The sequence below is a fragment of the Pseudomonas fluorescens NCIMB 11764 genome, assembly GCF_000293885.2.
GTDB lineage: Bacteria > Pseudomonadota > Gammaproteobacteria > Pseudomonadales > Pseudomonadaceae > Aquipseudomonas > Aquipseudomonas fluorescens_B.
Window position 1 is genome coordinate 595,352 of record NZ_CP010945.1, and the last position, 26,044, is coordinate 621,395.

General features: G+C 60.7%; 26 protein-coding genes and 1 riboswitch. Of the genes, 8 read left to right on the forward strand and 18 right to left on the reverse strand.

Going from position 1 to position 26,044, the window contains the following annotated elements; genetic code table 11:
• Positions 1-3: 3 nt before the first annotated feature.
• Positions 4-891, reverse strand: coding sequence for a formate/nitrite transporter family protein (locus B723_RS02750; RefSeq protein ID WP_017341237.1), 888 nt, complete (start codon positions 889-891; stop codon positions 4-6).
• Between the two features lie 209 nt (positions 892-1,100).
• Positions 1,101-1,502, reverse strand: a complete 402-nt coding sequence (locus B723_RS02755; protein ID WP_017341238.1) for an acyl-CoA thioesterase — start codon at positions 1,500-1,502, stop codon at positions 1,101-1,103.
• A gap of 198 nt (positions 1,503-1,700) precedes the next feature.
• Positions 1,701-1,799, forward strand: a riboswitch (S-adenosyl-L-homocysteine riboswitch).
• A gap of 23 nt (positions 1,800-1,822) precedes the next feature.
• On the opposite strand from B723_RS02755, the gene ahcY reads away from it, so the two are divergent.
• From ahcY to B723_RS02775, 4 genes are all read left to right on the forward strand, one after another.
• Positions 1,823-3,232 (forward strand): adenosylhomocysteinase, encoded by a 1,410-nt coding sequence (ahcY, locus tag B723_RS02760; protein ID WP_017341239.1) that lies wholly within the window; start codon positions 1,823-1,825, stop codon positions 3,230-3,232.
• A gap of 128 nt (positions 3,233-3,360) precedes the next feature.
• Positions 3,361-4,206 (forward strand): methylenetetrahydrofolate reductase [NAD(P)H], encoded by an 846-nt coding sequence (metF, locus tag B723_RS02765; protein WP_017341240.1) that lies wholly within the window; start codon positions 3,361-3,363, stop codon positions 4,204-4,206.
• A 208-nt stretch (positions 4,207-4,414) separates the two neighbouring features.
• Complete coding sequence (locus B723_RS02770) at positions 4,415-5,230, forward strand: substrate-binding periplasmic protein (protein WP_017341242.1); 816 nt, start codon at positions 4,415-4,417, stop codon at positions 5,228-5,230.
• A gap of 223 nt (positions 5,231-5,453) precedes the next feature.
• Complete coding sequence (locus B723_RS02775) at positions 5,454-7,328, forward strand: DEAD/DEAH box helicase (RefSeq protein ID WP_017341243.1); 1,875 nt, start codon at positions 5,454-5,456, stop codon at positions 7,326-7,328.
• A gap of 147 nt (positions 7,329-7,475) precedes the next feature.
• Here the strand turns inward: B723_RS02775 and B723_RS02780 are convergent, their stop codons facing one another.
• From B723_RS02780 to B723_RS02790, 3 genes are all read right to left on the reverse strand, one after another.
• Positions 7,476-8,060: a YceI family protein gene (locus tag B723_RS02780; protein ID WP_010466914.1), complete on the reverse strand. Its 585-nt coding sequence runs from the start codon at positions 8,058-8,060 to the stop codon at positions 7,476-7,478.
• Positions 8,061-8,092: 32 nt separating this feature from the next.
• Positions 8,093-8,644: a cytochrome b gene (locus B723_RS02785; RefSeq protein ID WP_017341244.1), complete on the reverse strand. Its 552-nt coding sequence runs from the start codon at positions 8,642-8,644 to the stop codon at positions 8,093-8,095.
• Between the two features lie 251 nt (positions 8,645-8,895).
• Positions 8,896-10,668 (reverse strand): flavin monoamine oxidase family protein, encoded by a 1,773-nt coding sequence (locus B723_RS02790; protein WP_017341245.1) that lies wholly within the window; start codon positions 10,666-10,668, stop codon positions 8,896-8,898.
• A 223-nt stretch (positions 10,669-10,891) separates the two neighbouring features.
• On the opposite strand from B723_RS02790, the gene B723_RS02795 reads away from it, so the two are divergent.
• The gene (locus B723_RS02795) at positions 10,892-12,298 is read left to right on the forward strand and encodes an adenosylmethionine--8-amino-7-oxononanoate transaminase (protein WP_017341246.1); all 1,407 of its coding nucleotides are present in this window, start codon (positions 10,892-10,894) and stop codon (positions 12,296-12,298) included.
• A 178-nt stretch (positions 12,299-12,476) separates the two neighbouring features.
• A complete protein-coding gene (locus B723_RS02800) occupies positions 12,477-13,196 on the forward strand; it encodes a 16S rRNA (uracil(1498)-N(3))-methyltransferase (RefSeq protein WP_017341247.1) in 720 nt (239 codons plus the stop codon).
• A gap of 45 nt (positions 13,197-13,241) precedes the next feature.
• Here B723_RS02800 and B723_RS02805 read toward each other — a convergent pair whose 3' ends face one another.
• Genes B723_RS02805 through B723_RS02815 form a run of 3 tightly spaced genes read right to left on the reverse strand, consistent with a single transcriptional unit; the run spans position 13,242 to position 15,782 of the window.
• Entirely contained in the window at positions 13,242-14,144 is a 903-nt protein-coding gene (locus B723_RS02805) for a transporter substrate-binding domain-containing protein (protein ID WP_017341248.1), read from the reverse strand.
• A gap of 27 nt (positions 14,145-14,171) precedes the next feature.
• The gene (locus B723_RS02810) at positions 14,172-14,522 is read right to left on the reverse strand and encodes a RidA family protein (RefSeq protein ID WP_010466895.1); all 351 of its coding nucleotides are present in this window, start codon (positions 14,520-14,522) and stop codon (positions 14,172-14,174) included.
• 18 nt (positions 14,523-14,540) lie between these two features.
• Positions 14,541-15,782 carry a D-amino acid dehydrogenase gene (locus tag B723_RS02815; protein ID WP_017341249.1) on the reverse strand — a complete coding sequence of 414 codons (1,242 nt, stop codon included), beginning with the start codon at positions 15,780-15,782 and terminating at the stop codon, positions 14,541-14,543.
• A gap of 107 nt (positions 15,783-15,889) precedes the next feature.
• Between B723_RS02815 and B723_RS02820 the strand changes: the two genes are divergently transcribed.
• A complete protein-coding gene (locus B723_RS02820) occupies positions 15,890-16,798 on the forward strand; it encodes a LysR family transcriptional regulator (RefSeq protein WP_017341250.1) in 909 nt (302 codons plus the stop codon).
• 113 nt (positions 16,799-16,911) lie between these two features.
• Here the strand turns inward: B723_RS02820 and trhA are convergent, their stop codons facing one another.
• Positions 16,912-17,529, reverse strand: coding sequence for a PAQR family membrane homeostasis protein TrhA (gene trhA, locus B723_RS02825; protein WP_017341251.1), 618 nt, complete (start codon positions 17,527-17,529; stop codon positions 16,912-16,914).
• A 138-nt stretch (positions 17,530-17,667) separates the two neighbouring features.
• On the opposite strand from trhA, the gene B723_RS02830 reads away from it, so the two are divergent.
• Positions 17,668-18,582, forward strand: coding sequence for a LysR family transcriptional regulator (locus tag B723_RS02830; protein ID WP_017341252.1), 915 nt, complete (start codon positions 17,668-17,670; stop codon positions 18,580-18,582).
• A gap of 85 nt (positions 18,583-18,667) precedes the next feature.
• Here B723_RS02830 and madM read toward each other — a convergent pair whose 3' ends face one another.
• From madM to mdcA, 9 genes are all read right to left on the reverse strand, one after another.
• Positions 18,668-19,432, reverse strand: coding sequence for a malonate transporter subunit MadM (gene madM / locus B723_RS02835; RefSeq protein ID WP_031319166.1), 765 nt, complete (start codon positions 19,430-19,432; stop codon positions 18,668-18,670).
• 5 nt (positions 19,433-19,437) lie between these two features.
• Positions 19,438-19,830 (reverse strand): malonate transporter subunit MadL, encoded by a 393-nt coding sequence (gene madL / locus B723_RS02840; RefSeq protein ID WP_010466888.1) that lies wholly within the window; start codon positions 19,828-19,830, stop codon positions 19,438-19,440.
• Positions 19,831-19,895: 65 nt separating this feature from the next.
• Positions 19,896-20,807: a malonate decarboxylase subunit epsilon gene (mdcH, locus tag B723_RS02845; protein ID WP_017341254.1), complete on the reverse strand. Its 912-nt coding sequence runs from the start codon at positions 20,805-20,807 to the stop codon at positions 19,896-19,898.
• Entirely contained in the window at positions 20,804-21,415 is a 612-nt protein-coding gene (locus tag B723_RS02850; RefSeq protein WP_017341255.1) for a malonate decarboxylase holo-ACP synthase, read from the reverse strand. The genes mdcH and B723_RS02850 overlap by 4 nt, the downstream gene beginning before the upstream one ends.
• Positions 21,409-22,212, reverse strand: coding sequence for a biotin-independent malonate decarboxylase subunit gamma (gene mdcE, locus B723_RS02855; RefSeq protein ID WP_017341256.1), 804 nt, complete (start codon positions 22,210-22,212; stop codon positions 21,409-21,411). Before mdcE ends, B723_RS02850 begins: the two co-directional genes overlap by 7 nt.
• A complete protein-coding gene (locus B723_RS02860; RefSeq protein WP_017341257.1) occupies positions 22,209-23,060 on the reverse strand; it encodes a biotin-independent malonate decarboxylase subunit beta in 852 nt (283 codons plus the stop codon). The genes mdcE and B723_RS02860 overlap by 4 nt, the downstream gene beginning before the upstream one ends.
• On the reverse strand, positions 23,053-23,352 hold the full coding sequence (locus tag B723_RS02865; protein ID WP_017341258.1) for a malonate decarboxylase subunit delta: 300 nt from the start codon (positions 23,350-23,352) through the stop codon (positions 23,053-23,055). Before B723_RS02865 ends, B723_RS02860 begins: the two co-directional genes overlap by 8 nt.
• Positions 23,352-24,209, reverse strand: coding sequence for a triphosphoribosyl-dephospho-CoA synthase (locus tag B723_RS02870; protein WP_017341259.1), 858 nt, complete (start codon positions 24,207-24,209; stop codon positions 23,352-23,354). The genes B723_RS02865 and B723_RS02870 overlap by 1 nt, the downstream gene beginning before the upstream one ends.
• Entirely contained in the window at positions 24,209-25,879 is a 1,671-nt protein-coding gene (mdcA, locus tag B723_RS02875; protein ID WP_017341260.1) for a malonate decarboxylase subunit alpha, read from the reverse strand. The genes B723_RS02870 and mdcA overlap by 1 nt, the downstream gene beginning before the upstream one ends.
• Positions 25,880-26,044: the final 165 nt, after the last annotated feature.

Consider the following 26,044-nt stretch of genomic DNA (forward strand, 5'->3'; position numbering starts at 1 on the left):
GCCTCATCGCTTGGCGTCCTCGTCTGCGGTCGGCCGGGCTTCGCTTTTCTTCTCTTTAGGGGCGCCGCTTTCACTGCGAATCTGCGCATGGCTGATCAGTGCAAAAATAAAGCTGCCGCCGATGATATTCCCCAGCAGCGTCGGACCGGCGAACACCAGCCAGAAATCCTTCCACGGCAGTTCCCCGGCAAAGACCAGATATGAAACCTCGGCTGAACCGACCACGATGTGGGTGAAGTCCCCCAGCGCCATGAAGTAGGTGATGAGGATGATGATCCACATCTTGGCGCTTTCCATGGATGGGATCATCCAGACCATGGTGGCGATCATCCAGCCCGAGACAATGCCCTTGGCGAACATCTGGCCGGCATCGTTTTCCATGACCTTGCGGCCGATGTCGAGGAAGGCCAGGTCAGTCTTGCTGTCGAAGATCGGCAGATGCAGCATCACATACGCCACCAGCAAAGTGCCGCAGAGGTTGCCCACCAACACCACCGACCACAACCGCAGCAAGCGGCCGAAGTTGGCCAGTGTGGGCTTGCTCATGATCGGCAGGACCGCCGTCAGGGTGTTTTCGGTGAACAGCTGCTGGCGGGCGAGGATCACCGCGAGAAAACCGGCGCAGTAGCCGAAACTGGCGATGACCTTGAAACCTTCGGCGTCCGGCAGGCGGGAATTGAGCAACCCCATGGCCATCAGCGACAGACCCATGGTCAGGCCGGCGGCCAGCGCCGACCACCAGAGCGCGGCGATGCTGCGCTCAAGTTCCTGATCGCCCTGGGTGCGGATGATTTCGTGCAGCACCGCTGCGCGCGGAGGCTGGTTCTTGTCGACTTCGTGCTGCTCTTTCGCCGAGAGGTCGGGGGTCTTGCCGTCTTTGTGCGTGTCCATTGAAGCTCCTGAACCTGTGGCGTGTCATGTAGGTACGACACGTGGGGTCCGGCGCTGTTCAGTGGTCCGCTGAATCATCGTCGGCGGGTCGACCACTATCGCTAACAGGTTAGCTCCCACACTGGATCTGCGTCGTTCATAAAATCTGTGTTCACTGAAGATCTAGTGTGGGAGCTGGCCTGCTAGCGAAGGGCGTACCGCCGATTCCATTAGCTGACGACGTCATCCTGAAACTGATCTTTGACGTACTTGATCTCGGTCCGGCCATGTGGCGCAGGCAAGCCGTCCTCACCGAGGTTGACGAAGACCATTCTCTCCACCGTCAGGATGCTTTTACGGGTGATCTTGTTGCGCACTTCGCAGGTCAGGGTGATCGACGTCCGGCCGAACTCGGTCGCGGTGATGCCCAGTTCGATGATGTCGCCCTGGCGCGAGGCGCTGACGAAGTTGATTTCGGAAATGTACTTGGTGACCACACGCTGATTGCCCAGCTGGACGATGGCATAGATCGCCGCTTCTTCGTCGATCCAGCGCAACAGACTGCCGCCGAACAGCGTGCCGTTGGGGTTGAGGTCTTCGGGTTTTACCCATTTGCGGGTGTGGAAATTCATATTCACTCCTGACCGTCTTGCCGATTGATGCCGTCCATCATGGCAGAGCCCGGACTAGAGCTCTATCAAGCATCGACTATGGTCTCGATTACCGTTCGGACATTGACCTGCAGAAAGGCTTTGGAAGATCAGCATAGCCCGCTATAATCGCCACCGTTTCAAAACGGTCATCTTCAATTGATACCGTTTTCCCGCCACCTGTCCGAGGGGCGCTGCAGCAGGTTCGACCTGTCAGGCTCGGATGGGGCGTTGCCTGGCCACGGCCAGACACTAAACGCACAACGGCGCCCATTCGCATACATTACGAATGGAGGCTCATCATGAGCGCTGTTATCACGCCTGCAGATTTTAACGATTACAAAGTCGCCGACATGTCCCTGGCTGCCTGGGGCCGTCGCGAAACCATCATCGCTGAATCCGAAATGCCAGCCCTGATGGGTCTGCGCCGCAAGTACTCCGCCGAGCAACCGCTCAAAGGCGCGAAGATCCTCGGCTGCATCCACATGACCATTCAGACTGCCGTGCTGATCGAAACCCTGGTTGCCCTGGGTGCCGAAGTGCGTTGGTCGTCCTGCAACATTTTCTCGACCCAGGACCAGGCCGCTGCTGCCATCGCTGCTGCCGGTATCCCGGTTTTCGCCTGGAAAGGCGAAACTGAAGAAGAGTACGAGTGGTGCCTGGAGCAAACCATCCTGAAGGATGGCGCGCCTTGGGATGCCAACATGATCCTCGACGACGGCGGCGACCTGACCGAGCTGCTGCACAAGAAATACCCGGCGATCCTGGACCGCGTCCACGGCGTGACCGAAGAAACCACCACTGGCGTTCACCGCCTGCTGGACATGCTGGCCAAGGGCGAGCTGAAAATCCCGGCCATCAACGTCAACGACTCGGTGACCAAGAGCAAGAACGACAACAAGTACGGCTGCCGTCACAGCCTGAACGACGCGATCAAGCGCGGTACCGACCACCTGCTGTCCGGCAAGCAAGCGCTGGTCATCGGTTACGGTGACGTGGGCAAGGGTTCGGCCCAGTCCCTGCGTCAGGAAGGCATGATCGTCAAGGTTTCCGAAGTCGACCCGATCTGCGCCATGCAAGCGTGCATGGACGGCTACGAGCTGGTTTCGCCGTTCATCGACGGTATCAACAACGGTACTGAAGCCAGCATCGACAAGGCCCTGCTGGGCAAGATCGACCTGATCGTGACCACCACCGGCAACGTCAATGTTTGCGATGCAAACATGCTCAAAGCCCTGAAGAAGCGCGCTGTTGTCTGCAACATCGGCCACTTCGACAACGAAATCGACACCGCTTTCATGCGCAAGAACTGGGCATGGGAAGAAGTGAAGCCACAGGTTCACAAGATCCACCGTACCGGCCCTGGCGCATTCGATGCCCAGAACGACGACTACCTGATCCTGCTGGCCGAAGGCCGTCTGGTTAACCTGGGTAACGCCACCGGTCACCCAAGCCGCATCATGGACGGCTCGTTCGCCAACCAGGTTCTGGCGCAGATCTTCCTGTTCGGCCAGAAGTACGCCGACCTGTCGCCAGCCCAGAAAGCCGAGCGCCTGACCGTTGAAGTACTGCCGAAGAAACTCGACGAAGAAGTGGCCCTGGAAATGGTCCGCGGTTTCGGCGGTGTTGTGACTCAGCTGACCAAGACCCAGGCCGACTACATCGGCGTGACCGTCGAAGGTCCGTTCAAGCCGCACGCTTACCGCTACTGATAGGCGCTGACTGACCGCTCCCCTAGGAGCTGCCGCAAGCTGCGATCTTTTGATCCTTGAAAGATCGCAGCCTGCGGCGGCGCCTACGGGGGCCAGCATCCGGCTTACGAGTTCTAAAGGGTATTCCCATGTCCCAAGACCGCCGCTACAGCTTCGAGTTCTTCCCTACGAAGACCGACGCTGGGCATGAAAAGCTGCTCGCCACTGCTCGTCAGCTGGCCACGTACAATCCCGATTTCTTCTCCTGCACCTACGGCGCTGGCGGTTCGACCCGTGATCGCACGCTCAACACCGTGTTGCAGCTCGAAAGCGAAGTCAAAGTCCCGGCCGCACCGCATTTGTCTTGCGTTGGCGACAGCAAGGACGACCTGCGCGGCCTGCTGACTCAATACAAGGCTGCCGGCATCAAACGTATCGTTGCCCTGCGCGGTGACCTGCCTTCGGGCATGGGCATGGCCAGCGGTGAACTGCGCCACGCTAACGATCTGGTCGAGTTCATTCGTGAAGAGACCGGCGATCATTTCCACATCGAAGTCGCCGCTTACCCGGAAATGCATCCGCAAGCGCGCAATTTCGAAGACGATATCGCCAACTTCGTGCGCAAGGCCAACGCCGGCGCCGACAGCGCGATCACCCAGTATTTCTTCAACGCCGACAGCTACTTCTACTTCGTCGAGCGTGTACGGGCGATGGGCGTGAACATTCCGATCGTGCCGGGCATCATGCCGATCACCAACTACAGCAAGCTCGCGCGCTTCTCCGATGCCTGCGGTGCGGAAATCCCGCGCTGGATCCGCAAGCAACTGGAAGCCTACGGCGACGACACCCAGAGCATTCAACGCTTTGGTGAACAAGTCATCACCGAAATGTGTGAACGCCTGCTGCAAGGTGGCGCTCCAGGGCTGCACTTCTACACACTGAACCAGGCTGAAGCGAGTCTGGCGGTGTGGAACAACCTGAAGCTGCCGCGCTAAACATCGTTACAAGCAAGAACAAAAGATCGCAGCCTCGTTTCACTCGACAGCTCCTACAGAATGCGCAATCTCTTGTAGGAGCTGTCGAGTGAAACGAGGTTGCGATCTTTTGCTTTCAACGCGCTTTTATTGTGATGCAACACACGGAGATAGAGCATTCGCAGGCGGTTTCTGGCTCTTTCCTGTTTCTCGTCGTAATCTGAAGTCCATGCCATTGATTCCGCAGTTAATCGCCATGCTGGTTTTCACTTGCCTGAGCTTCGCCGCTCGGGGCGAGAAATTGCGCATTGTCACCGAACCATGGGCGCCTTACGTCTATGAGGAGAACGGTAAATCACTGGGGCTGGACTACGAAACCACGGCCATCGTCTTCAAGCGCCTGGGGATCGAAGTCGAATGGCAGTTCCTGCCGTGGAAACGCTGCCTGTCGATGCTCGAAACCGGCCAGGCCGATGGCGCGCTGGACATTTTTCACAGTGAAGAGCGCGACGCCACCCTGCTCTACCCCGGCGAACCGCTCTCGGAAGTCCAGTTCGTGATGTTTTACGCCAACGAGCGGCCTCATCCGTTTCGTACCCTGGACGACTTGAAAGGCCTGACGATTGGCACCTCCCCAGGCTATCTGTACAGCCCGGACTTTCGCGAATCGACACTGTTCACTCGCGAGCCGGCGCCCACTCACGAAGCCAACTTCGGCAAACTGGTGCGCGGGCGAATCGACCTGCTGATCACCGATCGCCGGGTCGGCCAGCATTTGCTCGACGAATTGAACATCCGCGACCAGATCAGCGAAAACCCGACCGTCATCAGCCAACAGAGCCAATTCCTGGCAGTTCGCCGCAATGCGGGCATGGACTTGCTGGTGCAACGCTTCGGCGCTGAACTCAAGCGGTTCAAGCGCGAGCCCGCCTATGCCGAACTGAGTGCCCGTTATGGCGCCGATCCGGCCGTCAGCAATCACGCTGCCGGGGCCACCGCCGTCCGCGAAAAAACCGTTGAGCAGCAGGAAAGCGGCGCGCAGTGATTGCTCTGTTATACTCCGGCCTTCCCGCCAGGCTCACGCCCGGACGCTCGGACTTGTTCAAGGCATCTCGACCCCGCTACAGCGCAGCTTTTCAGCCCGCGCGAGCGCTCCAGACGAGCTTTCAAGGCCCAGCAGGACCGGACGGGATTGCGTTCCTCTTAAACGCCATTCGCGCCAGGCAAGACTCCCATTGGGCCAAGCCCTAACTAAAACAGGATTACTCATGTCCTTTGCTTCCCTCGGTCTCTCCGAGGCTTTAGTCCGCGCCATCGAGGCAGCGGGCTATACCGAGCCTACTCCGGTGCAACAGCGGGCCATTCCCGCCGTGTTGCAAGGTCGCGACCTGATGGTTGCGGCTCAGACAGGTACTGGTAAAACCGGCGGCTTCGCCCTTCCGATTCTGGAGCGGTTGTTTCCCAACGGTCACCCGGACAAATCCCAGCGTCACGGCCCGCGCCAACCACGCGTGCTGGTCCTGACCCCTACCCGCGAACTCGCGGCTCAGGTTCACGAAAGCTTCAAGGTCTATGCCCGTGACCTGAAGTTCGTCAGCGCCTGCATCTTCGGCGGCGTCGGCATGAACCCGCAGGTTCAGGCCATGTCCCGCGGCGTTGACGTGCTGGTGGCCTGCCCTGGCCGTCTGCTCGACCTCGCCGGCCAAGGCAGCGTCGATCTGTCCCACGTGGAAATCCTCGTGCTGGACGAAGCCGACCGCATGCTCGACATGGGCTTTGTCCATGACGTGAAAAAGGTCCTGGCCCGTCTGCCGAGCAAACGTCAGAACCTGTTGTTCTCGGCGACGTTCTCCAAGGACATCACCGACCTTGCCGGCAAGCTGCTGCACAACCCGGAACGCATCGAAGTCACGCCGCCGAACACCACGGTCGAGCGCATCGAGCAACGCGTATTCCGTCTGCCGGCCAACCACAAGCGTTCGCTGCTGGCGCACCTGATCACCGCAGGCGCCTGGGAACAGGTGCTCGTGTTCACCCGCACCAAGCACGGCGCCAACCGTCTGGCCGAATACCTGGACAAACACGGCCTCACCGCCGTCGCGATCCACGGCAACAAGAGCCAGAACGCACGCACCAAAGCCCTGGCCGACTTCAAGGCCGGTGAAGTACGCATCCTGGTCGCCACCGACATCGCCGCTCGCGGCCTCGACATCGATCAGTTGCCACACGTGGTCAACTTCGAACTGCCGAACGTCGACGAAGATTACGTTCACCGCATCGGCCGTACCGGCCGTGCCGGTCGTTCGGGCGAGGCGATCTCGCTGGTGGCTCCGGACGAAGAAAAGCTGCTGAAAAGCATCGAACGCATGACCAAGCAGAAAATCGCCGACGGCGACCTGATGGGCTTCGATTCCAGCGCTGTAGAAGCCGAGAAACCGGAAGTCCGCGAGCGTCCGGATGTGCGTAACCCGCGCAACCCACGTGGCCCGCGCGGTGACGGTCCGAACGGCAGCGGCGGTGGCGGCGGTCGTAAAGACAAAGGCAAGGACAAGGGCGGCAAGGAAAAACCTGCAGCCACTGGCCGTGGCGATCGTCCGGCCCGTGAGCAGAAACCACGCGAAGGCACCCCGGCTCGCGAGCAACAGCGCCCGGCGCCACGCGCTGCCGCTGATCGCGCTCCGGACGAGTTCCTGGACGACGATATCGATAACTTCGGTAACCGCGTCGACTACGTGCCTCAAGCCAAACCGGCTCAGGGTCGTGGCCGCCGTCCGGGCGCTCCAGCACAAGGTTCGGCCGCTGGCACAGGTGCTCCGCGCACTGGCGGCAAGCCTCAGGGTCGCCAAAGCGGTCCGCGCAGCAGCGACGGCGCCACCACCGGCACGCCGCCGGCCAAGCGCAGCGGTCCACGCAACGGTGCTCCACGTGACGGCCAGGCCCGTCGCGAAGAAGGCCGCAACCGTCGCCCGGCGCGTGACGACCAGCCGCGTTCGGAACCCGCCGTGCAAAACCCGCGTGGTCCGGCACCGAAGATCATTCACAAGGAGTCGAAAACCGATCGTTTCCCGACTCCCGAACAACTTGATCAACTGCCAGGCCGTCCCCGTGGTGAGAAACCAGCATTGCTGACTCGCAATCGCTGATTTGACACTGCCATGAAAAATGCCCCGGATCTCGCGATCCGGGGCATTTTTTTATTTATCACAAATTGCTTTTTGTAGGCGCTGGCGAAGCCTGCGATCTTTTGATCTTGAAAGATCGCAGCCTGCGGCAGCTCCTACGACTGAGCATTACTTCGCTTTGACACCTTCAAACGAAACGTACAACTCGACTGCATCGGACGCTGGGCCCAGGTCTTTCTGCTTGCCGAAGTCGGAACGCTTGATGCTGGTGGTGCCCTCGAAGCCGGCACGGTAGCCGCCCCATGGATCCTTGCCTTCGCCCAGGAAGGTAGCCTTGACCACGACTGGCTTGGTCACGCCAAGGATGGTCAGGTCGCCGGTCACGTCGGCAGTGTCTTTGCCAGCGGCGTTTTTGCCGGTGGATTTAACGCTGGTGGAGACGAACTTGGCTTTAGACCCGTCCAGGAAGTCTTTGCTGGCGATGTGCTTGTCGCGCTCGGCATGGTTGGTGAACACGCTGGCGGTGTTGACGTTGAACTCGATCTTGCTCGCTTCCGGCTTGGCCGCATCGAAGCTGAACTTGCCGTCGATGTCCTTGAAGGTACCGGTGATGTAGCTGTAGCCCAAGTGGCTGATCTTGAAGTCAACGAAGGCATGCTGGCCTTCCTTGTCGACGACGTAGTCAGCTGCCATCACGTTAGCGGACAGCAGAGCCGAACCGATTGCCACAGCAGCGAGTGTTTTTTTCAACATGCTTTCTATTCCTTTGGAGTCGAGGTTGAACTTCAGGCTTTGCGGCCCAGCATACGAATGAGGGTCGCATCACGATCGATAAAGTGGTGCTTCAATGCTGCCAACGCATGGAGACCGGAAAAAATTACCAGTACCCACGCCAGATACAGATGGATCACACCGGCGGTGTCTGCCTGGTCCGGTATTCCGGACACCAGTGCAGGAACTTCAAACAGGCCAAACACCGGAATCCCGACACCGTCTGCGGTGGAAATCAGGTAACCGGCAATCATCACAGCAAACAGGCCGAGGTACAGGAACGAATGGCCGAACTTCGCGCCAATGCGCGTCAGACGGCTGTAGCTGTCGAGTGTCGGCGGTGGCGGACTGACAAAGCGCCACAACACACGCAGCAACATGACGGCAAACAGCACCAGGCCAATGCTCTTGTGCAGGTCCGGCGCGTCTTTGCGCCAGGTGCTGTAGTAGTCGAGACCGACCATCCACAACCCCAACGCGAACAGACCGAAGACCGCCAGCGCCACGCACCAATGCATGAAGATGCTGACCCAACCGTAGCGGGAAGAAGAGTTACGTAGCTGCATGCCCAAATCCTGTGAGAACTGCGACCAAGACTATCGAGTTATCTATCGATTTAAAGCGGAAAATTTCGCTTTGAAATATCGAGAAATACGATCAAGAGTCTGAAATGGGTGAGTTAAGGAAAGATTAAAGACCACTGAGTGAGAAATGATGACGTCCGAACCAAGAACACCTGCGCCATGAGATTTATTCGTTCTTTTCTTCAGGCATAAAAAAACGCGGCATTTCTGCCGCGTTTCTTTAATCCCGAAGCTTACTGCGCCTTGGTATCTGTCGCCGCGGTCGCAGCGGGCTTGGTCGCTGGTTTCTTCGCCAGTTCAGCTTTCTTCACAGGCGCCTTGGCCGGGGCTTTTTTGGCGTCGGTTTTGGCAGCGGGCTTTTTCGCCGGCGCTTTGGCCGGAGCCTTCTTGGCTGGCTCGGCTTTTACCGGTGCGGCAGGCTTCGGCGCTTCCACTGGCGCAGGCGCCGGGGTTGGCACTGGAGCGAGTGTCGGTGCTGGCGGTGTTACCGGCTCGGGAGCCTTGACCGGTTCCGGCTTCTTGTCTTCATCGGAGGATCCACCAAACAGATTGCTGAAGAAGTTGCCCTTCTTCGCCGCCACTGCACCGGCCGCAACAGCTGTCGCTGCCGGAACCACTTTCGCCGGTTCAAACGACTTGCCTGCCGCCAGGTCTTCAACCTGACTGGCTGCGCGCTGACCGGTGCGCAATGCGCCCTCCAGCGTGCCTGGGTACAAGGTGTCGGTATGTTCGCCAGCGAACGCTACGCGTTGCAGCGGACGTTCCCACAGGCGCCAGTACTTGCTGATCTGGCCCGGGCCGAAGGCCAGGTAAGCGCCGCCCATCGACGGATCGGTGCTGTAGCGGCGGATTTCATAACCGGTGAACGAACCGCGTGCCTGTGGATAAAATGCGTGCAGACGAATCAGTACCTGATCGGCCATCTGCTTGTCGCCGAAGGCCTGCATCACCCGCGCATTGTCGCCGGACAGGTTGATCACCACGTTGGCACCACCCTTCAGGGCTGGCTCGACCCACAACATGCCCAGGCCGGTGTTGCTGTAGATCTCGCCGGACATGCGCGCCTTGCTTTCCCATACCGGCGTCTTGAACTTCAGCATGATCTGGTCGCGCCAACCGTAGTTGGTGCCTTTGATCGCGCCCAAGTGCTGGGCATCCAGCGCCGGGGTCATCTGGATCTTGTTCAGGGCGCGCAATGGCACGGCGACCACGACGTAGTCAGCCTGATAGCCGACGCTGCCGACTTTGACGGTCACGCCATCCTTGTCCTGGATAATGGCCGAGACCGGGGAGCTGGTCTTGATGGTTTTCAGCTGTTTGACGAAGGCTTGAGCCAGCACCGGACTGCCGCCGAGCAGGCGCGAAGCGCGCAGGTCACGATCGGACACACCGCGATAAACCCGGCTCTGTTGTGCGTAGTACAGCAGCGACAGGCGCGAAGGTTCGTCATAACGGGTACGAATTTGCTGATTGATCAACTGCCGAGCCGTGGCGGGCAACGTCAGTCGATCAAGCCAGTTGGAGACGTTGATCTGATCCAGGGCATGCAGCGTGCTGGTCGCGGCCGGGTTCTGCGGGTCTTCGATCGAGCGCGCCAGATCGTCCAGCGTCTTTTCGTAACGCTTGAGCGCGTCACTGGTGGCCGGTTCCTTGGTCGCCAGATCAGCGGCGGTGTAATACACGCCGTCGATCAGGTAGCTCGGCGTGCGCACGAATTCCGGTGCCGGCGTAGTGCTCAGCTTGAATGTCGAAACGTATTTGTTCAGCACCGGCTGGGTCTTGTCGTTACCGATCCACTCGCTGGTGGCCATGCCGGAGCGGCCGCCCAGGCTCGGTTTGGCTTCCAGCAGCGTGACTTGCCAGCCTTTGTTCTGCAGTTCGTATGCCGCCGTCAGGCCCGAAAGCCCGCCGCCGATCACGATCGCTGTTTTATCCTTGGCCAGCGCAGACACGCTGAACAGCCCCAACATCACCAGCGCACAGGCGCGCAGCCAACCAGCAGACATTCAGCGAACTCCGGAAATACACGTAGGAAAAACGGTTTTGCGAGTCAGACGACTCAAAGAACCGCGAAGAATACGTTAGCCATCATTGGGCCGCCAGCGACGTCTATCGCCCTATACAAAGTAGCTCAATCGACACAATGGGTTGTTCCCGCGCGATGCATTGCATAGGCTTGCGCGATTGTATGTCCGCGCCTGTCGGCGGATCGCCTCGAGGAGACTGAACATGGGCCTGAACAATCAGTGGATGCAACGCGATCTCGCGGTGTTGTGGCATCCCTGCACCCAGATGAAAGACCACGAACAGCTGCCACTGATCCCGATCAAGCGCGGTGAAGGCGTGTGGCTGGAAGACTTCGAAGGCAAACGCTACCTCGATGCCGTCAGTTCCTGGTGGGTCAACGTGTTTGGCCACGCCAACCCGCGCATCAACCAGCGCATCAAGGATCAGGTCGATCAGCTGGAGCACGTGATCCTCGCCGGTTTCAGCCATCAGCCGGTCATCGAGTTGTCCGAGCGTCTGGTGAAGATGACGCCCGAAGGCCTGACCCGATGCTTCTACGCCGATAACGGTTCGTCCTGCATCGAAGTCGCGCTGAAAATGAGCTTTCACTACTGGCTCAACCGCGGCCAGCCGAACAAGAAGCGCTTCGTCACACTGACCAACAGCTATCACGGCGAGACCATGGCGGCGATGTCGGTGGGCGACGTGCCGCTGTTCACCGAGACCTACAAGGCGCTGCTGCTGGACACCATCAAGGTGCCAAGCCCCGATTGCTACCTGCGCCCTGAGGGCATGAGCTGGGAGGAGCATTCGCGCAACATGTTCGCCGCCATGGAGCAGACGCTGGCCGAGAACCACGACACCGTCGCGGCGGTGATCGTCGAGCCGCTGATTCAGGGCGCCGGCGGCATGCGCATGTATCACCCGGTTTATTTGAAGCTGCTGCGTGAAGCGTGCGACCGTTACGGCGTGCACCTGATCCACGACGAAATCGCCGTCGGCTTCGGCCGCACCGGGACCATGTTTGCCTGTGAACAGGCCGGCATCCGCCCGGACTTCCTCTGCCTGTCCAAGGCCCTGACCGGCGGTTACCTGCCGCTGGCGGCCTGCGTGACGACCGAAGACGTCTACAGCGCTTTCTACGACGACTACCCGACCCTGCGCGCCTTCCTGCATTCCCACAGCTACACCGGTAACCCGCTGGCGTGCGCGGCGGCCTTGGCGACGCTGGATATCTTCGAAGAAGACAACGTCATCGAAAACAACAAGGCGTTGGCCCAGCGCATGGCCTCCTCCACCGCGCACCTGGTCGATCACCCGAACGTCTCGGAAGTACGCCAGACCGGCATGGTGCTGGCCATCGAGATGGTCAAGGACAAGGCAACCAAGGAAGCTTACCCGTGGCAGGAACGTCGTGGCTTGAAGGTGTTCCAGCATGCACTGGAACGAGGTGCTTTACTTCGACCGTTGGGCAGCGTGGTGTATTTCCTGCCGCCTTACGTGATCACGCCGGAGCAGATCGACTTCCTCGCGGAAGTGGCCAGTGAAGGGATCGACATTGCGACCCGCAATAGCGTGAGCGTCTCGGTGCCGAAAGACTTCCATCCCGACTTCCGTGATCCGGGCTAGAAGTCACCGAGAACCCCTGTGGCGAGGGAGCTTGCTCCCGCTGGGTCGCGAAGCGGCCCCGCTTATCCCTGGAAAGAAGAGGACTGCTGCGCAGTCCAGCGGGAGCAAGCTCCCTCGCCACAAAAAACCAGCCACATTTGCGACTTGATCCAACTTACTGATTCAGTAGAGACCCAGCATGAGACTGTCCCGCTTCTTTATCGACGCCCCCCTGAGCACCGGCGAGCACGAGTTGCCCGAGGCCCAGGCCCATTACATCAGCCGCGTGCTGCGCATGGCCGAGGGCGATGTGCTGCAATTGTTCGACGGCTCGGGCCATGAGTTTCGCGCCAGGCTGGTGGAGGTTGGCAAGAAGCGCGTGGTGGTGCAGATCGATGAAAGCTTCGCCGGTCAGGTCGAATCACCGCTTGCGATCCATCTCGGCCAGGGTTTGTCCCGTGGCGAGCGGATGGATTGGGCGATTCAGAAAGCCACTGAACTGGGCGTGACTGAAATCACCCCGATCTTCAGCGACCGCTGCGAAGTCCGGCTGAAGGACGAGCGCGCCGACAAGCGCCTGCTGCATTGGCGCCAGGTGGCGATCAGCGCGTGCGAGCAGTGCGGGCGGTCACGGGTGCCGGTGATTCATCCGCCGCTGTTGCTGGCGGACTGGTTGAAGCAGACCGAGGCTGAGTTGAAACTGGTGTTGCATCCGGTGGCGGAGCCGTTGGTGAGTCATGCGAAGCCGGCAACGTTGGCGTTTCTGATCGGGCCTGAGGGCGGGTTGTCCGACGCTGAAGTCGAGCAGGCCAAGGCTGGCGGTTTTCACGCCGCCCGCCTCGGTCCTCGCGTATTGCGCACCGAAACCGCACCCGTCGTGGCGTTAGCGGTGGCGCAACAACTGTGGGGCGACTTCTAGGTTCTGATCGTTCCCACGCTCCACGTGGGAACGATCTGTCCGCAACTACTGCACCGGATCACTCACCGGTTTGGCGATGATGGCTTTCAGCTCGCTGGTCATCGGGAATTCCAGGTTCAAGCCTTTGGGCGGGATCGGCTGTTGGAACCAGCGGTTGTAGATGCCGTTGATTTCCCCTGAGCTGTACAGGTCGGCCAGTGTGGAGTTGACCAGTGCCAGGAACTGCGGATCATCCTTGCGCACCATGCAGCTGTAGATTTCCCGCGACTGCTCCTCACCCACCACCACCCACTTATGCGGATCGCGGGCCTTCGCTCGTTCACCATAGAGCAGCGCGTCGTCCATATAGAACGCCGCCGCCCGACCCGACTGCAGCATCTGGAAAGCCTCGCCATGGTCCTTGGCGCTGATCACGAACATATCGATCTTGTGATCGACGTTGTAGCTCTTCAGAAACCGTTCATTCGTTGTGCCCGCGGTGGTCACGACGTTCTTGCCGCGCAGGTCAGCGAAACTCTTGATGCCGCTGTCCTTCGCCGTGAGCAACTGACCCTTCACGTAGATAAACCCGTAGGAAAACGCCACTTGCTGCATGCGCTCGGCGGTCACGCCGGTGGAGCCGCACTCAAGGTCGACCGTGCCGTTCTGCACCAGCGGAATGCGCGTTTGCGAGGTCACCAGGTTGTACTTCACCTGCAGATCCGGCAGTTCAAGCTTTTGCTTGATGCGCTCGACAATCTTGCTCGCCAGGTCCACCGAATAGCCCATCGGCTGCCCCGTGTGATCACCCACGTAGGAGAACGGCACCGACGCGTCGCGATAGCCCAGCGTGATGCTCTTGGCATTGGCAACCTTGTTCAGCGTACCGGTCAGTGGCGTTTCGTTGGCCTGGACCTGACTGGCGAGCAGCAGACCGAGGGTGCAGCCGATCAACGTGATTTTTTGCATTGTTATTCTCCGTTGTGGGTTGAGCGATTAGCGGCGCGCTGCGATCACGGTGATTTCCACCAGGACCTCGGGACGGGCCAGTTGCGCCTGCAAAGTCGTGCGGGTTGGCGCTTTGCCCGGTGACAGCCACTGCGACCAGACCTCATTCATGGCGGCAAAGTCGCGGCCAATGTCGTTCAGGTAAATGGTCGCGTTGAGCAGATGATCCTTGTCGCTATCAGCTTCGGCCAGCAACGCATCGATCTTCGCCAGCACCTCGGCGGTTTGGCCAGTGACGTCGAGGCTGTCACCCGGAACCTGTCCCGAGAGAAACACCAGATCGCCAAAGGTCACCGCGCCAGAGAGCCGGCTGTTGCTGTTGATACGGTTGATGCTCATCGGTTTTTCCTTTTCAAGTCAGGCGACGCGGGGGGCGAGGCCCTGCATTTCAATCGAGGGTGCGCGCCGGGCGATCAACTCGCTGAGCAACCGGGCGCTGCCGCAAGCCAGGGTAAAACCCAGGGCGCCATGGCCCAGGTTGAGCCACAGGTTGCGATACGCCGTGGCCCCGATCAACGGCACGCCGCTGGGGGTGGCCGGGCGCATGCCGGCCCATTCGATGGCGGCGGTGTAATCGCCGGCATTGGGTAAGGTTTCCTGCGCCTGGCGCTTGATCAGCGCCAGACGTTTGGGGTCGAGTGCCGGGTCGAAACCGACGATGTCGACCATCGCCGCCACGCGCAGTTGATCACCGATGCGGGCATAAACGATCTTGCGGTTGTAATCGGTGATGCTCAGTTCCGGCGCGCGATGTTCGGTGCGCACGGGCAAGGTCAGGCTGTAGCCCTTGAGCGGATACAGCGGCAGGTGCATGCCGGGCAGCGCCAGCGCCGGACTGCGATGACCGGCGGCGATCACCAGTTGCTCGACCGGCAGCACGTGCGAACCCATTTCTACAGCCTGCACCGCGCCATCCGCGTGGCGAATGCCGGTGACCTTGCGTCCCAGCAAAAACTCGCAACGCCCCGACGCCTGGAGCCGAGCCAGCAGTTGCTGGCAGAAAGCATGGCAATCGGCGACTTCTTCGTCAGGCGTATAAATCGCGCCCACAAACGGCGCCTCGGCAAGCGCAGGCTCCAACTGTGCGCATTCGGCACGCGACAGCACGTGCTGCTGTTGCGGATCGGCCAGGCCATGGCGCGCATGCTCAAAACTCGCGGCTTCACGAAACGTCACCAGTTTGCCGTTGCGCCGCCAGGCGAAGGCGTCGAGACGGTCTTCGTCCCGCCAGCCTTGCAGCGTGGACTGGCTCAGCAGCGCCAGACGCAGCAGGTGCGCGCCGTTGCGCTGATTCACAGAACGACGGCACGCCGCCAGGAAGGACGCCATCCAGCGCCATTGCGCCGGGTCCAGGCGCGGACGCAACTTCAGCGGCGAGTCACCGCGCAGCATCCAGCCAAGCGCCTGCAACGGCACACCGGCATCGGCCAGAGGCGCGACGTAACGGTAGGACAACTGGCCGCCGTTGGCGAAACTGGTCTCGCTGCCCAGCGAATCCCGGGCCTCGATCAGCGTCACGTCGATGCCGTCGCGAACCAGTGCGTAAGCCGTCGTCAGGCCGATGACGCCGCCACCGATGATGCAAACCCGCTGAGCCATGTCTGTCCTTAACCGTTGTTGAAACAGGCTTCAGGTTAGGACCAGGTGACAGACCTTGAACAATGCATAAAGATGCCTGACCCATAAACAAAGGTTATGGACTTGCCATGCGACTGCGACACATCGAGATTTTCCAGGCCATTCGCCAGACCGGTTCGGTCAGTGGCGCCGCGCAGTTGCTGCACGTGTCGCAGCCGGCGGTGAGCAAAGTGCTGCAACACGCCGAGCAGCAACTGGGCTTCCCGTTATTTCTGCGGGTGCGCGGTAAATTGCAGGCCACGCCCGAAGCGCTGGAGCTTGAGCGCGAAGTCGACAAGGTCACCGAAAGCCTGCAAGGCGTGCGACGTCTGGCCCAGAGCCTGCGTCGCGAGCCGGGTCACAGCGTGAGGATCGGCGCGATCCCGGCGCTGGCCTTATCGCTGCTGCCGCCGGCCATCAACGAGTGGACGCAACGCTACCCGGACATTGTCTGCGAGCTGTCGAGCGCCCACAGCCGTGAGTTGATGCAGAATTTGTTGATGCGCGAAGTGGATGTCGCGCTGACCTTGCAACCTCCGGATCATCCGGGCCTGAAGGCGCAGCCCCTGGCCTGCGGGGTGTTGGTGGCGCTGGCGCCGTTGGGCTATTGGACCGACGACGCCTTGGGCCAACCGTTGCCATTGATCGAACTGGCCGGTGCGCCGCTGATTGGCCTGTCCAGCGCCGACCCGCTGGCGGCCAGGCTCGACAGCTACCTTGAGGCGGTCGATCCGCCGCCACGGGTTCGTATCGCCGTGCAGACCTATTCGCTGGCGCGGGCGATGGTTGAATCCGGTGCCGGGCTGGCGGTGATCGATCCGTTTACCGCGCTAGGCGCGTCCCCCGCCACCACGGCGATTCGACCTCTGGCACCCGCGTTACCGATCACGTTGTATGCGGTGACTCGCGCCGACGAACCGCCGCCCCATACCTTGAGCGACCTGTTGCAGGTGTTCAGCCGACGGGCGCAGGCACAACTGGACCGCCTGTGCCACTGAGGGAGCATGCCTGCTCGCGAATGCGGTGGATCAGTCAGCGATGATGTCGACTGACCTGGCGCTTTCGCGAGCAGGCTCGCTCCCACAGGTTTTTCATATAGCTGCGGTGCGATCTACAAGACATAAAACATAATCGCCACGAAGTGCAGCAGACTCCCGGCGATCACGAACAGATGCCAGATCCCGTGGGCATGGCGCAAACGACTGTCCAGCGCAAAAAAGATAATGCCCACGGTGTACAACACGCCGCCCGACGCCAGCCAGGCGAAACCTGTACTGCCCAATGCCGCCAATAACGGTTTGACCGCCACAAGTACGATCCAGCCCATCACCGCATAGATCACGATCGACAGAATCCGCGCTTCCGAACGCGGTTTGATCTCTTGCAGGATGCCGATCAGCGCCAGCCCCCAGACAATCCCGAACAACGTCCAGCCCCACGGCCCGCGCAGGGTCACCAGACAAAACGGCGTGTAACTGCCGGCGATCAACAGGTAGATCGAAAAGTGATCGACCTTCTGCATGATCGCTTTCTTGCGCCCGCGCACGCTGTGGTAAACGGTCGATGCGCTGTAGAGCACCATCAAGGTAAATCCGTAAATCGCCACGCTGACAATCTTCCACGGGCTGCCGTCCATGCTGGCAATCACCAGCATCCACACCACCCCGACAACCGCTGCCACCGCCCCGACCAGATGCGTCCAGGCGTTCAATCTTTCCCCGTGATACATGTGTTGCTCACCTCAAGATTCGTTGCAACTTCGCGTAAGGCTCACGCCTGAAGGTTAAAAGCGCAATGTTTCAAAACACAAATCCCCCAAGAACCCACATACGTGCACAATCGAGCCATTCGAATAAGAGTCCGGCCCATGCTGATCGACGAAGAGTTGACCCTGAAAAAACTCGAGGTGTTCCTCGCCTTCATGCGCTCCGGCAATCTGGCTCGCGCCGCCGCCGAGTTGCAAACCAGCAACGTCAGCGTGCATCGGGCGATCCATTCCCTGGAAAGCGCCCTGCGTTGTCCGCTGTTCAAACATGAAGGGCGCAACCTGACACCGCTGGAAAGCGCTTATGTGCTGGAAGAGCGAGCGCAGAAGCTGATTCAGGACGTGGTCGAAACCGTGCGCCTGACCCGCGAAGCCGCTGGATTTTCCGCTGAACGCTTCAAGTTGGGCTCGCTGTATTCGCTGACGGTAAAGACCGTGCCGCAACTGATCATGGGTTTGAAAATCCGCCGCAGCGAACTCAACATCGACCTGATCCTCGGTTCGAATTTCGATCTGTTGTACAAACTCAAGAACATGGAAGTCGACGCGATCCTGGTGTCTTTGGACGACAGCGTGAACGACCCGGATTGCGAGCAGATTCCGTTGTTTTCCGATGACATCTTCCTGGCGACCCCGGCAGACTCGAAGTTTGCCCAACGCACCGAAGTGGATCTGGCCGAGGTCCGCGACGAGACGTTCATCACCCTGACCCAAGGCTTCGCCACGCACCAGGATGGCAATCGGGTGTTCAAGCAAGCGGGGTTCGAGCCGAAGGTGGCGATGCAGGTCAACGACATTTTCACCCTGCTGAGCATGGTCAGCTCGGGGGTGGGTTATGCGTTGCTGCCGGGGCGGATTGCGGCGGTGTATGAGAACCGTGTGAAGCTGATTCCGTTGCAGGAAAAGTATCGGTTGCAGCAGCACATTGGCGTGGTGTTTTTGAAAGCCAAGGAGCGCGATCCGAATCTGCTGGCGTTGTTGGCGGAGTGTCGGATGTATGCCAATCGCCAGGCCTGAGACCCTGTCGCGCCCTTCGCGGGCAAGCCTCGCTCCTACAGGCATTGCGCAGATCCTGTGGGCGCGTGGCTTACCCTCTAACGCATCAGCCCATTAATCCGCGCATGATCACAAACAGCAACGAAGGCCCGAGTAAACAACCCAATGCCGTGTAGAACGCCGCCGTCAGGCAACCATACGGCACCAGTTTCGGATCCGTGGCCGCCAAACCGCCGGCCACACCGCTGGAAGTGCCCATCAATCCGCCGAAAATCACCGCACTGCGCGGGTTGTTCAGCCCGATCATCGGGGCCACGAACGGCGTCATCACCATCACCAGGATGGCTTTGATCAGCCCCGCCGCAATCGACAGCGCCATGACCTCGGAACTCGCACCAATCGCTGCCCCGGTCACCGGTCCGACGATATACGTCACCGCGCCAGCACCGATGGTAGTCAAGCTCACCGCATCGGTGTAACCGAACGCCATCGCCACCGCGACACCGGCTATGAACGATGTCCCGACGCCGACGAACAATGCCAGCACACCGACAAAACCGGCACGCTTGAGCTCATCGACACTGACACCGAACGCCGTGGCGACAATCGCGAAATCACGCAACATGGCGCCGCCCAGCAGGCCGATGCCCGACAACAACGGAATGTCCACCACGCCTTTCTGGCCACCGGTCAGCGCGCCCCCGATATAAGACAACAACAACCCAAGCAGAATGGCGATGGCCGAGCCGTGCAGGCGACCTTTGGTGAATGTATTGGAAATCCAGTAGGACACCCACATGGTCACGCCGACAATCAGAAAGCCACTGATCAGGCCGTAACCGGTAATTACCTTCATCATCGATTCGTACATGGCGATCACCCTACCGTCTTGGGAGGAATGACCGAGGCGGGTTCCTTGTTGCCGATGCGTACCAGCACCGGCACCAAGGCAAAGGCGATAACCACCGCTGCCGTCCCCGCCAAGATCGCCATCGGCCCACCCTTGAGTGCGCCATAGACGTTTTGTTGTGCCGCCATGGCGACGACGATCGGGATATAAATTGCGCTCCAGAACTCCACGCCCTGCTCTGTCTTGCCTTTGAACCAACCACTTTTATTCAGGTAACTGCCGAGGCCGATCAACAGCAGCATCGCAATACCTACACCGCCAACGTTGGCCGGTACACCAATCAGCTTGCCGAGCAGTTCACCGACAAAAATACCCACCAGGGTACAAAAGGCGAGAAACGCCACACCGTAAATAATCATTGTTGTTGTCCTCAAAGTGCATCGTCGAATGTTGTTTTTGTTGTTCGAAGGCTTGAGTCGATGGTCTAGGGTTGGCGGCTTCCCTCCTCACGCAACAGCGCCTGCAAGGTATCGAGGCGAGCACCGTCGAAGGCAATCACGGTGCCCTGCTCGAACACCCGGCGCGCCAGCCCGGTCAGCACCGCGCCGGGCGGCAGTTCAATCTGCAGACGTACGCCGCGCTCGTAGGCGCTTTGCACGGTGCCACGCCAATCGACGACGCGGCACATGTTAAAAGCGAGGTCATCGCGCAAGGCTTCGACATTGATGATTGGCCGGGCGCGACTGCCACTGAGGTAACCCAGAGCCGGCGTTTTCAGCGACACCTTGGCGAATGCATCCGCCAGCGTTTTAGCGGGCGCATCCAACAGTGGGCAATGCGACGGCACACTGACGGCGAGTCGTTTGGCCAGGCCTGCACCGCGACCTTTTGCCAGCTCGGCGACGGCTTTCATCGCGCCGTCGCTGCCGGCAATCACCACCTGGTTATCGGCATTGATGTTGGCCAGGTAAACCGGCGTGTCGACGCTGTGAACCTGCGCCAGCAAGCCTTCCACTGTGGACAAATCGAGGCCGATGATCGCGGTCATGCCGTAGCCCTGTGGATAAGCCTGCTGCATCAGTTCACCGCGCAGGCTGACCAGATGCAACGCATCGCTGAAACCCAAGGCACCCGCCACCACAGCCGCCGGATAGGCGCCAATGGACAATCCCGCCACGTAATCCGGCGCCATGGATAACTGGCGCGACGCGGCGACACCGGCGATCAACAGGCAAAGCTGAACCGCCCGTGTCGACTTCAACGCTTCGGCAGAATCCAGCAGCAACGCCTCTTCACCGAGCACGTTACTCGCCTCGTTCACCGTTTCGCGAGGCAAACGATGGAGCATGCCCGGCTGTTGCGCGCCCTGGCCGGGGAACACCAGCAAACTGCTCACGCTGCTTGCTCCCACGGATCAATGACCAGGCAGGCTTCGCGGGCGTTTTTCAGCAAAACCCGACGGGCAGGACCGGCCCATTCGCGCAGGGCGACGGCGCCGAAAGGCGTTTGCAACTGCATGTCCACTTGGCATACAGCCGCGTCCAGAATCTTCACCAGCGCCTGCGCTTTCAATCGGTCGAGCGGTTGCGGCGTGCGCAGGATCAAGTCGAGATCGCTGCGCTCATGCAAGGCCTGAAAACCGCTGGCCAATTCAAACCCGGCGCTGCCGCCGACGCCCCACGCCCAACCATAATCATCCAGCAGTGGCCGCAGCTGAGTGAGGGCGTGGACTGCCGGCAAATCCCGGTCAATCGAGACATGACGAAGCGCTTCCGGCCTGACGCAACGGGAAATCGCATCGATCGACATCACTGTTGCAAAGCGCTGTTCACGTAACCGCCCACGCACCCCGACCGCGATGAAATCCGGCGCACTCAACGCACGCCGAACCACCACCGGCTGACCCGCGCTGATCGACTCGACCACCCACGCAGGCGCGTCCACCGGCAACTGCTCTGGGGTCATGCCCCAGAGCAGGTCGTGGGCCAGAAAGGTATTCACCACTGCTCTCTCAGCAGTTGGCGAACGTTGCTCGAGGCCGCGCGATTGCTCGCACCCAAGCGGCCGCTCAAATCGCGACCGCTTGCGGCGACATCGCCAATCGCCAGGCCCAGGCACTCAGTCACACGCGCCAGATCGGCGGCCGTCGGCTGCTCGATCTGTTCAACCGACAAGGTTTCCCAAAGCAAACCCAGACTGGCGTAGCTGTCGATGTCATACGCCATCGGTGGCACGCTGGCAGCCAGCGCTTCCAGCTCTTCGACGCTGCGCAAGGTCACCCGCGCCGCCGAAGCCTTGCCCATCGCATGCACCATCACGCCTGGATCACGCAGCGCGATCAACCGATTGGCCTGATACCCATGGGCCAGGAATGCCCCGGACATTGCCTTGCCCACCAGCAAACCGATCACCGCGTGACCAGCCAATCGGGCACGGGCATAACTGTCTGCCGCAGCGGCCAGTGCCTGATGAATGCCGAGTGCTTCTTCGCGCCGACCGTAGGCCTGACTCGGCACATCGATGATCGCGATCACGGCGCGCTTGTGCGGTTTATCAACGTCAGCCGTGATGACTTCATCCACCGCCCTGGCCAAACCCCAGCCTTCCAGCAAACCCACCTCGCCGTTGCGAGCGCGGACAAAGCGGTTGTCGGGATCCGCCACCACCGCAATGAACCGAACCGACTGATCACCCAACACACCGTCGGCCACCTTCAACGAAGCAGGCAAACCTTCGACTGGTGTCGCGCCCGCACTCAAGGCATTGAACCAGCTCAAACCTCTCAGGGAATACGAATTCATGAGCGCTCTCCTTGATACAGATCGCGAACCGTCGCCGGATCGATTTGCGGCGTGGCGTCCAGACGGGCCAGCCGTTGCAGGAACAGATCGGCCTGACGACTGCGTTGTTGCGCTGGCAGGCCTTGTTCAAGCAACTCACTGACCTGCTGCTGAATCTGCGCCACGTCGTCAGCCACAAAACGATCCGCCAGACCGCTGGCAAAACGTTGCTCGCCGCCGGTCAGGCTCCAGATGAAAGGACGGTCGCGGGAGTCGTACTCCTCAAGCCCCGCTTCCTGTTCGATCACTTGTGGACCGTTCAGGCCAAGACGCGCTTCCTGGGTCACCAGCAAATAGCTGCACAACCCGGCGGCAATCGACATCCCGCCAAAGCAGCCCACGCTACCGGCCACGACGCCGACAACGGGTTGGTACTGGCGTAAATCGACGATCGCCGCATGAATATCGGCAATCGCCGCCAGCCCGAGGTTGGCTTCCTGCAACCGCACGCCGCCCGTTTCCAGCAACAACACGGCGCGGGTCGGAATCCCGTTGCGGTTGTCTTCGGCAGCCAGTTCCAGCGCGCCGGCAATCTTCGCCCCGCCGACTTCGCCGAGGCTGCCGCCCTGAAACGCGCCTTCGATCGCCGCGATAACCACCGGCATACCGCCGATGCTGCCCTTGGCAATCACCACGCCGTCATCGGCTTGCGGCACCACGCCCTGACGCGACAACCACGGCGACATGATCCGTTGGAACGGGTCGAGCAATTCGCGGAAGGTGCCGGCATCGAGCAAGGCTTTCGCCCGTTGCCGCGCACCGAGTTCGACGAAACTGTGTTTATGCAGGAGGTCTGCGCTGTCAGTCATGGCCGATCTCCTCAAAGCCTTGTTCCAGACGCAAGCGCACCACGCCGGGGGTTGCGCCGAAGTCGTGGATATCGATGGCCATCGCTGGCGGGACCTGGCCGTCGAACATCCGCGCAAACAGATGCTGCCAGCGTTGTTCGGCGCCATTGACCGAGGTCTGCACCTTGATGGTCAGCTTGCCGGCCTGACCCGGTTCGATCAGCACTTCCAGATCGCCAGAGCCGACACAACCCACCAGGGTGCGGCCACGTGGCGGCTGCCCGGCGGGGAATTCAAAGGATAAGGTTTCCATCAGAAAGCTCCGGACTCGATGCGATCGATAAACAGGCAGGCGGCGAGTAAATCCGCTGCACCGCCGGGCGACGCATTCAATGCGATTAATTGTTCGTCCAGTTCGTGCAGACGGCGACGACCGGCGAGGCTGGCGCTGCCGCCGGCATCGAGTACCGCCTGGGCGCCGAGTTGCATGGTGTGCAGGCCGTGTTCGCCGGCGCGGTAGAGCACGCAGGTGTCGCTCAGTTGAGTCATGATCGCCAGCAACGCATCGAGCCGGGCGTTCTGTTCACCATGGCCGGCGGCGCGGCTGATTTTGAGTTGCGGCAGTGCGCGTTGCAGCACTGAAGGAAAGCCCAGTTGCGCCTCTTCACGGGCACCGCGCGCGCCGTAACGTTGGGCGACTTGGGCACCGTGGCTCAGAGGCCTTGGAGCGTAACGATCGTAGAGCAGGGCGAGGCGAGCGGCGCGCAACGTGACCGAGCCTGGGCCCCTGGACTCAGGTTCAAGCGCCGCCGCCGCGGCCAGCAATCCCAACGCCCAAATCGCGCCACGGTGGGTATTCACCCCATTGGTGGTGGCGAGCATCGTTTGCTCACCTTCCCGGCCAACTCGGCCGAGGGCCTCACGCAGCGGCAAACCCACTTCGCCAATTTCGATAGCCGCTTGCGCCATTTCCTTGAACGCTGGCCACAACGACAACGCCGAAGCGTGCATCAGCCCAAGGTGCAAATCGGTATGCGCGCCGTTGCCACGACGATCGACCAGCGCCGGTTTCGGCGACAAATCCGCTTCGTCGATCAGCGCATCCACCGCCAGGTCCGCCAGCCGCTCGGCCAGGGTTAAGGTTTTCGGTTGCAGGTTGAAGGCGTGCATTACCAGCTCCTGAATTTGGCGGGCGGGTTGTAGAGGCCACCGGACCACTCGACCAGATCCGCCACGCTTTTGGCGGCGAGCAATTCGCGGGTGGCGTCGGTGCGACGAATGCCGAGGTCTTCGGGCAAGGCGATCAAGCCTTCACGGCGCATGCGGGCGGTGTCTTTCGGGTTGTGACGCAAGCCGATCACGGTCACGCCAGCGACAGCGGCGATCATCGCCTGACGCTCTTCCAGCGAACGCGCCTTGTACAGATAGGCGATGCCCTCTTCGGTCAGCAGGTGAGTGACGTCGTCGCCGTAGATCATGATCGGCGCCAGCGGCATGCCGCTCTTCTTCGCCACTTCAATCGCATCGAGGGTTTCGACGAAGGTCGGTTTGCCACCTTCCTGGAAGGTCTCGACCATTTGCACCACGAGTTTTTTGCCGCGTTCGAGCAAGGGCTCCGGCGCGTCACCGTGGCGCATGTCGAGCCAGGCCGGAGTGCCATGGCGACGACCGCGCGGGTCGTGGCCCATGTTTGGCGCACCACCGAAACCGGCGAGGCGACCACGAGTCACGGTGGAAGAATGGCCGTCGCCATCGACTTGCAGAGTCGCACCGATGAACAGGTCGACCGCGTATTGCCCGGCCAGTTGGCTGAACATTCGGTTGGATCGCAGCGAGCCGTCGCGACCGGTGAAGAACACGTCCGGCCGCGCGGCGATGTAGTTTTCCATGCCCAGTTCGGTGCCGAAGCAATGCACGCTTTCGACCCAGCCGCTTTCGATGGCAGGGATCAGGGTTGGATGCGGATTGAGCGTCCAGTTGCGGCAGATCTTGCCTTTGAGGCCGAGGGATTCGCCGTAGGTCGGCAGGATCAATTCGATGGCGGCGGTGTTGAAGCCGATGCCGTGGTTCAGCGACTGGACGTTGTGTTTTTCGTAGATCCCGCGGATCGCCATCATCGCCATCAGCACGTGCACAGGCTTGATATGCCGGGGGTCGCGGGTGAACAGCGGTTCGATGTAGAACGGCTTGTCGGCCACCACCACGAAATCGACCCACGAAGCGGGGATGTCGACGCGTGGCAGGTCAGTGACGTCGTCCACCAACTGATTGACCTGAACGATGACGATACCGTCGCTGAACGCCGCCGGTTCGATCAGCGCCGGCGTGTCTTCGGTGCTGGGGCCGGTGTAGATGTTGCCGGCGCGGTCGGCCATGAAACCGGCGGAGAGCACGACGTTTGGAATCAGGTCCACCACCAACCGTGCGTAGAGCTCGATGTAGGTGTGGATCGCGCCGATTTCCAGCAGGCCGTCTTCCAGCAACTGGCTGATGCGCAGACTCTGGGTGCCGGCAAAGGAAAAGTCGAGCTTGCGGGCGATGCCGCGTTCAAACAGGTCCAGGTGTTCGGAGCGTCCGACGCTGGGCATGATCATGTGCAGGTCATGCAGCTTTGTCGGATCGGCTTTTGCCAGTGAGCGCGAAAGGAAATCCGCCTGCTTCTGGTTGTTGCCCTCCAGCACCACACGGTCGCCAGGCAGGATCAACGCTTCGAGCGCCGCCACGATGTTGTCGGTGGGCAGGACCACACCGTCGGCCAGGCCCTTGACCAACTCGAGGCGCCGCTGCTTTTCGCTGCGCCGCCGCGTCCATCGCGAGTCGGGGGATATTGTTGTTGTCATGACCACTCCACGGGTTCGCTGTCGTGGGGGTCACCTTAGGAGTGTTGGGTGGGGGGCATCAATCAAGCAGAGAGACGGATCGTTACGGTCACCGTAACGAACACTCCCCTTGTGGCGAGGGAGCTTGCTCCCGCTCGGCTGCGAAGCAGTCGTAAAACATTGCAC